Annotated in this window: 10 protein-coding genes; 4 read left to right on the top strand and 6 right to left on the bottom strand. The window is 59.2% G+C overall.

The window, feature by feature from the left end; genetic code table 11:
* Nucleotides 1–67 precede the first annotated feature (67 nt).
* From ACR0AL_RS15555 to ACR0AL_RS15535, 5 genes are all read right to left on the bottom strand, one after another.
* Nucleotides 68–940, bottom strand: coding sequence for an NAD(P)-dependent oxidoreductase (locus tag ACR0AL_RS15555; RefSeq protein ID WP_480648560.1), 873 nt, complete (start codon nucleotides 938–940; stop codon nucleotides 68–70).
* A gap of 95 nt (nucleotides 941–1,035) precedes the next feature.
* A complete protein-coding gene (cueR, locus tag ACR0AL_RS15550; protein ID WP_170350846.1) occupies nucleotides 1,036–1,425 on the bottom strand; it encodes a Cu(I)-responsive transcriptional regulator in 390 nt (129 codons plus the stop codon).
* Nucleotides 1,422–3,899: a heavy metal translocating P-type ATPase gene (locus ACR0AL_RS15545; RefSeq protein WP_480663745.1), complete on the bottom strand. Its 2,478-nt coding sequence runs from the start codon at nucleotides 3,897–3,899 to the stop codon at nucleotides 1,422–1,424. The genes cueR and ACR0AL_RS15545 overlap by 4 nt, the downstream gene beginning before the upstream one ends.
* A gap of 314 nt (nucleotides 3,900–4,213) precedes the next feature.
* Nucleotides 4,214–4,834, bottom strand: a complete 621-nt coding sequence (locus ACR0AL_RS15540) for a pyridoxamine 5'-phosphate oxidase family protein (RefSeq protein ID WP_480663743.1) — start codon at nucleotides 4,832–4,834, stop codon at nucleotides 4,214–4,216.
* A gap of 12 nt (nucleotides 4,835–4,846) precedes the next feature.
* Nucleotides 4,847–5,311, bottom strand: coding sequence for a nuclear transport factor 2 family protein (locus ACR0AL_RS15535; protein WP_480663741.1), 465 nt, complete (start codon nucleotides 5,309–5,311; stop codon nucleotides 4,847–4,849).
* A 258-nt stretch (nucleotides 5,312–5,569) separates the two neighbouring features.
* Here ACR0AL_RS15535 and ACR0AL_RS15530 point away from each other — a divergent pair, with 258 nt between their 5' ends.
* A complete protein-coding gene (locus ACR0AL_RS15530) occupies nucleotides 5,570–6,133 on the top strand; it encodes a TetR/AcrR family transcriptional regulator (RefSeq protein ID WP_170552853.1) in 564 nt (187 codons plus the stop codon).
* 108 nt (nucleotides 6,134–6,241) lie between these two features.
* Nucleotides 6,242–7,399, top strand: a complete 1,158-nt coding sequence (locus ACR0AL_RS15525) for an acyl-CoA dehydrogenase family protein (RefSeq protein ID WP_480648554.1) — start codon at nucleotides 6,242–6,244, stop codon at nucleotides 7,397–7,399.
* A 112-nt stretch (nucleotides 7,400–7,511) separates the two neighbouring features.
* On the opposite strand, the gene ACR0AL_RS15520 is transcribed toward ACR0AL_RS15525, so the two are convergent.
* Complete coding sequence (locus ACR0AL_RS15520) at nucleotides 7,512–8,411, bottom strand: LysR substrate-binding domain-containing protein (protein WP_170507159.1); 900 nt, start codon at nucleotides 8,409–8,411, stop codon at nucleotides 7,512–7,514.
* A 238-nt stretch (nucleotides 8,412–8,649) separates the two neighbouring features.
* Between ACR0AL_RS15520 and ACR0AL_RS15515 the strand changes: the two genes are divergently transcribed.
* Together ACR0AL_RS15515 and ACR0AL_RS15510 are read left to right on the top strand one after the other, a co-directional pair.
* Nucleotides 8,650–10,842, top strand: a complete 2,193-nt coding sequence (locus ACR0AL_RS15515; protein ID WP_480663739.1) for a dehydrogenase E1 component subunit alpha/beta — start codon at nucleotides 8,650–8,652, stop codon at nucleotides 10,840–10,842.
* A complete protein-coding gene (locus tag ACR0AL_RS15510) occupies nucleotides 10,839–11,873 on the top strand; it encodes an ACP S-malonyltransferase (RefSeq protein ID WP_480663737.1) in 1,035 nt (344 codons plus the stop codon). The genes ACR0AL_RS15515 and ACR0AL_RS15510 overlap by 4 nt, the downstream gene beginning before the upstream one ends.
* The last annotated feature ends 1 nt before the right edge of the window (nucleotide 11,874 follow it).

Here is an 11,874-nt window from a genome sequence, read left to right as displayed (position 1 = left end):
CCGAAAATATCCTCGGGGGTGAATTGGCCGAACGGTCCAAAAGGGGGCAGACAGCCCCCCAATGCCGTCAGTCCAACGCGCGCAACCGCTTGAACAGCGAAGATGTATCCCACCGTCCGCCGCCCAGCTTTTGCACATCTTTGTAGAATTGATCGACTAACGCCGTAACCGGCAGGGACGCCCCGGTTTCGTTTGCCGTCTCAAGGCAAATCCCCAGATCCTTGCGCATCCAGTCAACCGCAAAACCGTGTTCGAAATGATCATCCAGCATGGTTTCATAGCGGTTCGCCATCTGCCAGCTGCCCGCAGCGCCCTGGCTGATCACCTCAACAACGGATCGACCGTCCAATCCGGCTTTTTCAGCGAAATGTAGCGCTTCGCTGAGACCCTGAACCAGACCGGCAATGGCGATCTGGTTGCTCATCTTGGTCATCTGCCCTGCGCCGCTGTCGCCGATCCGACGGCAGATCTTGGAATAGACCTGCATGATCGGTTCAGCCGCATCATAGGCGGCCTGATCACCACCGCACATGATCGACAAGACGCCATTCTCGGCTCCCGCCTGACCGCCCGAGATCGGGGCGTCCACAAATGCGATACCCTTGCTTTGGCCCGCCGCATAAAGCTCACGGGTCACCTTGGCGGAAACGGTGGTGTGATCAATGAAAGTTGTGCCGTCGGCCATTCCGTCAAAGGCACCATTTTCACCCGTGCAAACCATCCGCAGGTCATCATCGTTGCCGACGCAGGCCATGACGAACTCCGCGCCCTGGGCGGCTTCTTTCGGGGTGGTCGCCATCGCGCCACCATGTTGGGCAACCCAGGCTTCGGCCTTTGCGGCAGTGCGATTGTATACGGTTACTTCATGGCCCGCCGCCTGCAGGTGACCAGCCATTGGATAGCCCATGACGCCCAAACCCAGAAACGCAACTTTTGCCATATTGTGATCCTCTCTGTTGTCCGGGCCATTTCATTTGGCGGGCCGGATTGCCAGGCAGAGACAAAGCAAAGCCACGCGCAAAGAGCAACCCCGTGTCAGGGTTTGCCACCCAAATCCTGCAGGATCGGACAATCAGGCCGGTCATCTCCGGCACAGGCGTCGATCAGGTGGCCCAGCGTATAGCGCATCGCGTTGAGGTCGGCGATCTTGGTTTCGATCTGCGCCAGATGCGCGCGGGCAACCTTTTTGACATCGGCACTGGCGCGGGTTTCATCCTCATAAAGGGCCATCAGAGTGCGGCAATCCTCGATCGTGAACCCCAGCGCGCGGGCGCGGCCTAGAAAGTTCAGCTTATGCACGTCCTGTTCGCGGAACCGGCGATAGCCGTTGTCGTCCCGCATAGGTTTGATCAGGCCGATATCCTCGTAATACCGGATCGTCTTGGCGGGCAGGCCGGTTTGGGTTGCAACGTCTCCGATATTCATGGCGTCACCGTTTGGGATGTGTGGTCTTGGGATGTTTCGGGCAGTGCAGCCCGGACACGGCGCAGGCGCAGCGCGTTGGCGACCACGAAGACGCTGGACAACGCCATTGCCCCGGCAGCGAGGGCAGGGGATAGCAGATGCCCGCTGAACGGGAACAGCACCCCAGCGGCCACCGGGATCAGCAGGATGTTGTAACCAAAGGCCCAGCCCAGGTTCTGGCGAATGTTGCGCATGGTGCGGCGGCTGATCTCGACCGCATTGGCCACACCGCGCAGATCACCCGACATCAACACCACATCCGCCGTTTCAATCGCCACGTCAGTGCCGGTTCCGATGGCCACGCCGATATCCGCCGCCGCCAACGCTGGGGCGTCGTTAATACCGTCGCCGACAAACGCCAATGTGCCGAATTGTTCACGCAGCGCGGTAATCGCGGTCAGTTTACCGTCCGGCAAAACCTCGGCCGTGACATGGTCGATGCCCAGCCTGTCGGCCAGCGCTTGTGCAGTGCGGGCATTGTCGCCGGTCACCATCGCCAGTTTCAGGCCCATCGCGTGCAATCGTTCTAACGCGTCCTGCGTGCCGGGTTTCACCGGGTCCGAGACCGCCAATAGAGCCGCCGCCTGACCGTCAATGGCGACGAACAGAGGAGTGGCACCTTCGCTGGCGCGCAGATCGGCCTCGGCAGTCAGGGTGGTTAAGTCCACCCCGTTCTGCGCCATCAGCCGCGGCGACCCGATCAACAGATCGTGTCCGTCGACCGTCGCTTGAACGCCTAGCCCGGTTAGGGATTTAAATGCGGATATTGCGGGCAGATCGTCCGGGCCCGCGCGGGTGATTGCGGTGGCGATGGGGTGTTCTGACTGCGCCTCTACCGCTGCGGCCAACCGCAGAACGGTGTCGCGATCAAAGCCGTTCGTGGTGGTGACGCTTTCCAGTTCGGGCCGCCCCTGCGTCAGGGTTCCGGTCTTGTCCAGCGCGATGACCTTAGCCTGCTGCAATTGCTGCAGCGCATCGCCTTTGCGGAACAAAACCCCCAGTTCAGCTGCGCGCCCGGTGCCGACCATAATCGAGGTTGGCGTCGCCAGACCCATCGCGCAGGGGCAGGCAATGATCAGGACCGAGACCCCGGTGACCAGTGCCATCGGCAGCGCAGGCGCAGGGCCAAAGATCAGCCAGACGACAATCGTCAGCAGCGCGACGGCGATGACCACCGGCACGAACCATGCGGTGATCCGGTCGACCAGCCCCTGAATCGGCAGCTTGGCCCCTTGCGCCTGTTCGACCATCCGAATGACCTGCGCCAGAACCGTATCAGCCCCGACCCGCGTGGCGCGCAGGCGCAGCGCGCCGGTGCCGTTTACCGTTCCGCCAACAACCTGATCGGTTGGGGATTTGCCCACAGGAACGGGCTCGCCCGTGATCATGCTTTCATCCACGTAGGAGGTGCCCTCAAGCACCTCTGCGTCCACAGGAACCCTCTCACCTGGGCGGATTTGCAGAATGTCCCCAACAGTAATGTCGGCGATCGGACGGTCGATGAAGCGACCGTCCATTTCGACCCGCGCGGTTTTGGGTTGCAAGCCTACCAGTTTGCGGATTGCGGCCCCGGTGCGGCCCTTAGCGCGGGCTTCCATCACGCGACCCAGCAAGATCAAAACGACGATGACCGAGGCGGCCTCGAAATACACGTTTGCGCTGCCCTGCGGTAGGATTTGCGGCGCAAAGGTGGCCGTGGCCGAGAACAAGTACGCCGCGCCCGTGCCCAAAGCCACAAGCGCATTCATATCCGGCGATCCGCGCAGCAGCGAGGGGATGCCCTTTGCGTAGAAAACCCGCCCGGGCCCCAGCAAAATCACTGAGGTCAGCGCGAATTGGATCAGATGGCTGGTTTGCGTGCCGATGCTTGCCTGCACCCAGTGATGGAAAGCCGGGATCATATGCCCGCCCATCTCTAATACGAACACGGGCAAGGCCAGGATGGCGGCAAACAGGGTGGCGCGGGTCAGCGCATGGGCCTCTTCGGTTTTGCGCCCATCGGTCTGGGGGTCGGCGGCGTCCGCCACGCGCGCCGGATACCCGACCTCTTCGCAGCGTTTCGCCAGCATCTGTGGATCGGTTACACCGTCGACATAGGTGATTTGCGCGCTTTCCGTGGCCAGATTGACCTGAGCGTCCACCACTGCCGGATCAGCTTTCAACGCGCGCTCGATTTTAGAGACGCACGAGGCACAGCTCATACCGGCGATCTTCAGGGTCGTTTGCCGGGTCGCAGCGGGATATCCGGCATGTGACAGTGCGTTGATCAAACCGCCGAACTGACCGTCATAGGTAACCTGCGCGGTTTCCGTCGCAAAGTTGACCGATGCGTCAGACACACCCGGCACATCCAGCAAGGCGCTTTCCACCCGACCGACGCAAGAGGCACATCCCATGCCAGAGATTTTCAACTGAGTTGTCTGTGGCGCAGCCATCCGACTCATCCTATCGTCACTTTTACCCTCCAGATGAGGGTTCCAGTCACGGGAAGGTCAAGGGGTCATGTCAGATTTCCGTAGAATTCCGCAGCGCAGATCAATTGTTCGATAGCTGATCAAGCAAAAGGGAATCGTGCGAAAAGGGAAGAGGGGAACGCACGGATTCAGGCGAGGCAAAAAACGCCAACGCAAGGCCCATAGCCAGCAACAGTGCCCCAATCAGGCCGAGATGAACAACATTCAAGGCAAAGCGTAGCATGGTTGTGGACCCTATTATCTGATTTAGTTTGCGAATTTTGGGTGCAACGGGGTCAGGACCGTTGCGCTAGTTGTTGTCTAAGTTTTTCGTTCTCGGCCTGTAACTGAGCCAGTTGCTGGCCCAGCGTGTTAAGATGCGGGCGCAACTCGGCTTCGGTAAAGCGGGGTGTAATGTTGCTGGGGCAGTTCCAGTCCAGCGCCTCGACCCGAATTCGGACGGCGCGTTCGGCGGGGGCTTTTGCATCTTCGGGATAAAGGTCGGCGGCGGCGGCCGCGCCCTCAGTAAACTCCACCCGACCCAAAATCTTGAGGCGCCTCTGGTTGGCATAATCCATCAGGATCAGGGCGATCCGGTCGTTTCCATCCAGGTTCCCGCGCGAAATATACTGTTTATTCCCTGTGAAATCGGCGTATCCGATGGTCTGTGGGTCCAGAACCTTTAGAAACCCAATCGGTCCGCCGCGATATTGAACGTAAGGCCAGCCGGTCTCGGAAACGGTGGACTGATAGAATCCATCGCGCGCTTCGATAAAGGCCTTTTCAACCGGTCCGATCTGATGGCCTTGCTGCGGACCGCCGTCAACAAACTTGGCGTAAGTCTTGGCTGAGCCCATCCTTTCCTGATGCGCACGGACGGCTGGTGTAAATGTCAGTTCGGAAAAGGCACGCGGCATGTTTTTACCCCTTTACAACCCCAGGTCAGACAGCCCGGCGTGATCATCGGGACGGGGCCCTTGTGGCCAATGAAACAGGCGATCGCCCTCGGAAATTGGTAAGTCGTTTAATGAGGTATAGCGTTTGGCCATCCGTCCATCTTGTGCAAATTCCCAGTTCTCGTTGCCATAGGACCGAAACCACTGTCCGCTGTCGTCCCGCCATTCGTATGCATAGCGCACGGCGATACGGTTGCCGGAAAAGGCCCACAGTTCCTTTATTAAACGATAGTCCAGTTCCTTGCTCCACTTTCGGGTCAAAAAGGCGTGGATTTCGGCGTGACCGTTTAGGAACTCTGCCCTGTTTCGCCACTGGCTGTCATCAGTATAGGCCGGAGTGACCACATCCGGGTCGCGGCTGTTCCAAGCGTCTTCCGCCATTCGGACTTTCTGTTTGGCGGTTTCCAAACTGAACGGGGGCAGCGGGGGTCGGCTCATTGCGTGGTCTTTCATGTCAGTATGGCTGCAAGCATCGCCAAGGTTAAAACAACCGGGACGTACTGGGGTGGGAAAAGGCTGGCATGGTGTCTCATCTGAACGCTCCATGGTTTACTGATCGGTACATCATGTTGGCAATGTGTACCGATCTGTAAACTTTTGCAAGTCTTATTTTGAAATTTCACCGCAGCGCACTCTACGGTTGCCGTGAGGACAGTGCGGTATTATGTACTGATCTGTACATGTAGGAGGTGACACATGCGCCCAAACAAACGCGATGAACTGGTCCGCAAGTCTTTGCAGGTCTTTTATCGTGACGGATTTCACGCCACCGGAATGGACAAGCTGGTGGTGGAAACGGGCGTGTCAAAAACCTCGATGTACAAACACTTTCGCACCAAGGAAGAGCTGATTCTGGCTGCCTTGCAGTTGCGGGATGAGAACTTCCGAAAAGAGTTCTTTTCTCGGATCGAGGAGCTCGCAGATACCCCTGCCGGCCAGTTGCTCGCCAGTTTCGATGCGCTGGGCGAGTGGTTTGATGAGAAAGAATACCGCGGCTGCATGTTCATCAAAGCAGGGGCGGAGTATCAGGAAATTGACCACCCGATCCACAAGCAATCCGCCGAGCACAAGCGCATATTGCTCGATCATTTTATCGATCTGGCGCGGAAGGCCGGTGCCCGTGATCCAGAACATCTGGCCTGCCAGATTGTTCTATTGCAGGAAGGCGCGATTGTGACGGCTGTGTTCTTGAAAACCTGTGACCCGGCGGGGGATGCTAAGGCGGCTGCCCGGGTCTTGCTGGACGCGGCGCTGGCCTGACCAGACCCGAACATTCAAAAGAACGTTACGTTCCAACGCGTTGGATGGATTGGATTGCAATGCCTCCAAAGCTACCTTGATCAACGGAAGATTTGGGGAGGATACCGCATGCAGCTATTTACCACGACCGCCAGTTGGGTAACCGAAGAACACCGGATGTTTGCCGAAATGGCGGATCGGTTCATGGATGATGAGCTGATCCCCAACATCGAACGCTGGATCGAAAATGGTGTCGTGGATCGCGATATGTGGCGCAAGGCTGGCGACATAGGGCTAATGGCAGGCGCGATCCCCGAGGTTTACGGCGGTGTAGGTGGTGGCATCGGATTTGATGCAGTTACGATGTACGCGCAATCCTCGCACGGGGATTCAGGATGGGGTTATGCGATCCAATCCATCGTCATTCACTACATCAACGCCTATGGCAGCGAGGATCAAAAGCAAAACTGGTTACCGAAACTGGCGTCGGGCGAGATGGTCGGCGCGCTTGCCATGACCGAACCCGGGACTGGCTCGGATGTGCAGGCCATTCGCACGACGGCCGACAAGGATGGAAATTCCTACCGTTTGAACGGATCCAAGATATTCATCACCAACGGGCAATCGGCAGACTTGATCCTTGTGGCGTGCAAGACGGACAAGGCGCTGGGCTCAAAAGGGGTTTCACTGATTGGGGTTGAGACCGAGAGCGCCGAGGGCTTTCGCAAGGGGCGCAACCTCAAGAAGCTGGGGATGAAGGCCAATGACACGGCTGAGCTGTTCTTTGAAGACGTTAAGGTGCCTATGACCAACCTTCTGGGCGCGGAAGAGGGGCAGGGGTTCTACCAAATGATGAACCAATTGCCCTGGGAACGCCTGACGATTGGCATCGGTGCGCTGGGCGCAATTGATTTCGCCATCGCTGAGACGGTGAAGTACACGCAAGAACGCAAGGCATTTGGTCAACGGGTGATGGATTTCCAGAACACCCGCTTCAAGCTGGCCGAGTGCAAGACCAAGGCCGAGGTTTTGCGCAGCTTCGTCAATGATTGCATCGCACGGCTTGAAGCTGGCACGCTGGATGCGGCGACCGCTTCGATGGTGAAATACTGGGGGTCGGAAGTTCAAAACGAAATCATGCATGAATGCTTGCAGCTGTTCGGTGGGTATGGGTTCATGATGGAATACCCGATTGCCCGCCTTTACGCGGATGCCCGCGTTCAGATGATATATGGCGGCACCAATGAGATCATGAAGGAACTCATTGCCCGATCTTTGGATACTTAATCAGACCGGTTACTCCCGCCCGTCATCAATGTTTCTGACGAAACATCTCCTCCCGTTGGGCCAGGCAGGACGCAAGGCCGAAGGCGGCGCAGAGCCGCATTGCACCTTTGGCTTACGTGTTGGGGGCCTGATCAATCTGACCTTGCAGCCACGCTCGGAATGATCTGAGTGGTTCGGATTCCGCCCGCGATTGTGGCCAGACCAGATAGAAATTCCCAAGGCTGACACCCGGACCGTGCCACGCTGGGACAAGCCGCCCCGCTGCCAGATCAGCATCGATCAAGTAACTTGGGAGCAATGCCACGCCCAGCCCGTGGATAGTGGCCTGTCCCATGGTCGAGAATTGATCGAATAGCATTCCCTGTATCCCAGAAACCTCGCGGCCTTGTGCGGCGAACCATTTCTCCCAGGCTTCGGGGCGTGTTTCCAAATGCAACAGGGGCGCTTTGATCAACCACTCAATGTCATCGCTGTCGTCGGGCAGCATATCGGGTGCGCAAACGGGCACTACATCTTCGCGCATAATGGGCAGGTAATTCACGCCGGCCCAGTCGCGTTGACCAAAGTGGATCGCGGCGTCGAATTGTTCTGTGTCGAAGTCAAAGGGCCGCAGCCGCGTATTCAGATTTACCGTGACTTCTGGATGGCGGCGGGCGAAATCCTGCAGGCGTGGCGCCAGCCAGTGCATGCCGAATGCAGGCAGGATTGACAGGTTTAGCGACCCTCCGGTCGGGTTGGCCTTGAGCTTCAGCGACGCCTGCGCCAGTTGATTCAGCGCTTTGCGGGCGACCTGGACATATTCCTTTGCCGCAGGCGTCAGATGCAACCGCATCTGGCTGCGCTGGATAAGGGCGACGCCAAGCTGTTCCTCCATCGTCTTGAGCTGACGGCTGATTGCGCTTTGCGTCAGTGACAGTTCTTCGGCGGCGGCAGAGGCGCTGCCAAGGCGATCAACGGCCTCAAGCGCCAGCAAAGAGGGGATCGAGGGCAAAAAGCGGCGCGGGGCGATCATATGACAAATCCTCATACCTTTCGAAAGGAATATCACTGGCTTTTGCCGCGCGCCAGCCCGATACAAATGCAGGTATTTCTTCAGGGTATGTGCGTGTAAGCCTGTGCATCGGATCGGAGGTTTATTTCCCGGGTGCTTGCGGCTTTCTTTTGCCTCTGCCCTCGAATGCCTGCAAAAAAGGGGGGGTGCTGCTGCGGCAACACTCCGGATTAAGTCACACAGGATCAGGGAACTGGCCATGGATCGCGCTCAGATCGTTCACGAGAATTTCCTGACCCGAGTCGCACAGCGCGATTTACCCGACGGGGCCGCACCCAGAGCGGGTCTGAGCAACCCCGATGCGGTGTCATTGTTTCGGTTGCAAGTCCTCAGCCGTGCGCTGGACCGCACCAGCCGTGCGATGCAAAAGGCGGGGCAGGGCTTCTATACGATAGGCTCTTCGGGGCACGAGGGGATGGCAGCCGTCGCCCATGCGCTGCGCCCGACCGACATTGCCTTTCTGCATTATCGCGATGCGGCGTTTCAGATTGCCCGGGCCGAACAGGTGCCGGGCCAGCAGATCGCCTGGGACATGTTGCTTAGCTTTGCGTGTTCCAAGGATGACCCGACCTCGGGCGGGCGACACAAGGTGCTGGGGTCAAAGGCGCTGACGATCCCGCCGCAGACCTCGACCATTGCCAGCCACCTGCCCAAAGCGGTGGGCGCGGCCTATAGCCTGGGCGCGGCGCGGCGGCATGATCCGGAACACCGCGAGTTGCCCTTGGACGGGATTGCTGTTTGTTCTTTTGGCGATGCTTCGGCCAACCATTCGACCGCGCAGGGGGCGTTCAACACGGCCGGTTGGACCAGCGTGCAATCGACGCCGTTACCGTTGTTGTTCGTGTGCGAGGATAACGGGATCGGAATCTCGGTAAAGACACCGAAGGGCTGGATTCAATCGTCGATGGAGCATCGGCCGGGCGTCAAGTATTTCCAAGCCAATGGGTTAGACATATTCGAGACTTACGCCGTGGCCAAGGAAGCCGCCGATTACGTGCGAACCCGCCGAAAGCCCGCCTTTCTGCACCTGAAAACAGTGCGCCTCTACGGTCACGCCGGGGCGGATGTGCCGACCACCTACCTGTCGAAAGCCGAGGTCGAAGCTGATGAGGCCAACGACCCGCTGCTGCATACTGTGCGTTTGTTGGATCAAGCGGGCGCGTTGCAGCCGGATCAGGCGTTGAAGATTTACAATGACACCTGCGCCCGCACGGATCGCATCGCCGCCGAGGCCGCCACCCGCCCTCACTTGTCAGATGCCGCCGAGGTGGTGTCCAGTCTGGTTCCACCGAAACGTATCTGCAAACCCACCAACGGCATGGATGCCGAGGCGCGCGCCAAAGCCCTTGGCGGCGATTTGCGGGCGATGAATGACCCCCAGCCCATGAGCCGCCTGATCAACTGGGCGCTGACAGATCTGATGCTGGAACACGGTGAAGTCGTCTGTATGGGTGAAGACGTGGGCCGTAAGGGAGGCGTCTATGGTGTGACGCAGAAATTGCAACAACGCTTTGGTCCGGATCGAGTGATCGACACGCTGTTGGACGAGCAATCCATACTTGGGCTGGCGATAGGAATGGGGCACAACGGCTTTATTCCGATCCCCGAAATTCAGTTCCTGGCCTATCTGCACAATGCCGAAGATCAGATCAGGGGCGAGGCCGCGACACTACCGTTCTTCTCAAACGGGCAGTTCACAAACCCGATGGTGCTGCGGATTGCGGGGCTGGGGTATCAGAAAGGGTTCGGCGGGCATTTCCACAACGACAATTCCCTGGCGGTGTTGCGCGACATTCCCGGCGTGATCATTGCCTGTCCGTCCTCTGGTGCAGATGCGGCACAGATGCTGCGTGAATGCGTGCGGTTGGCGCGGGAAGAGCAAAGGGTGGTGGTGTTTCTAGAGCCCATCGCGCTCTATCCGATGCGCGATTTGCACGGGGCGCAAGATGGCGGATGGATGACCACCTACCCTTCGCCGGATCAACGTATTTCGTTGGGTGAGGTTGGAGTGCATGGGGATGGCACCGATCTGGCCATCGTGACCTATGGCAACGGGCATTATCTGTCGCAACAGGCGCTGCCCAAGCTGGACGCAGCCGGGATAAAGACGCGCATCATCGACATGCGCTGGCTGGCGCCATTGCCAGTCGAGGCCTTGCGCGAGGCCACCAAGCCCTGCGCACATGTTCTGGTCGTAGATGAATGCCGCCGCACCGGCAGCCAGTCCGAGGCGCTGATGACGTTCTTCGCCGAAGAAAATCCCGCAACGCCAACCGCACGCGTTGTGGCCGAGGATTGCTTTATCGCCACGGGTCCGGCCTATGCCGCGCCACTGCCATCCAAGGGCGGTATCGTTGCCGCCGCGCTGAAACTGGCCGGAGGCCGCCAATGACCCGCACAGCCGTCGTCATCTGCCCCGGTCGGGGCACCTATAACAAGCCCGAGCTGGGCTTTCTGCACCGCCATCACGCGCAGCGGATGGACCTGTTCCACAGCTTCGACGCCATCCGTGCCGAGACGGGGCAGGACGCCGTGACCGCCCTGGATGGGGCAGGCCGGTATACGATGTCCAAGTATTCGCGGGGCGATGTGGCCTCGCCCTTGATCTATGCGGCCTCGTTTGCCGATGCGCAGGCTTTGGCGGACGATATCGAGGTTGTCGCAGTCACCGGTAATTCGATGGGCTGGTATATTGCCCTGGCCGCTGGTGGTGCGCTGTCGCCGCAGGATGGTTTTCGGGTGGTGAACACGATGGGCACGCTGATGCAGGAACAGCTTATTGGCGGGCAGCTTGTCTATCCATATGCGGGCGACGATTGGCGGGATGCTCCGGCGCGCAAGGCCGAGTTGCTGGCGGATGTGGCGCGGATCAACGCAACCGACGGGTGTGATCTGGCGCTGTCCATTGATCTGGGTGGGATGTTGGTGCTGGCTGGGAACGAAGCGGGGTTGAAGGCGTTCGAAGCTTCTCAGCCTGTTGTACAGGAACGCTTTCCGATGCGGTTGGCGAACCACGCGGCGTTTCATACGTCCTTGCAGACTCCGGTCGCTGCAGAAGGGCGCGCGCGACTGGCACCGGATCTGTTTGCGCAGCCTGATCGCCCCTTGATCGATGGGCGCGGCAAAATCTGGTGGCCGGGCGCGACAGATACGCAGGCGCTGCGGGACTACACTCTGGGCCATCAGGTGACCGAGACCTATGATTTTACCCGCGCCATCCAGACCGCTGCGCGCGAGTTCGCCCCTGACCTGTTCATAGTCACCGGCCCGGGCGCGACCCTGGGGGGTGCCGTGGCGCAATCACTGGTTCTGGCCGATTGGAAGGGCATGTCGGACAAGGCGGCGTTTCAGGCGCGGCAACAGGTCGAGCCGTTTCTGATCGCAATGGGCCGTGATGATCAAAGGGCACTTGCAACCGGCTGAG

Source organism: Ruegeria sp. BB1 (assembly GCF_056539465.1).
The sequence above is the reverse complement of the archived record's forward strand: the minus strand, read 5'-3'. Positions and strand labels throughout refer to the sequence as shown.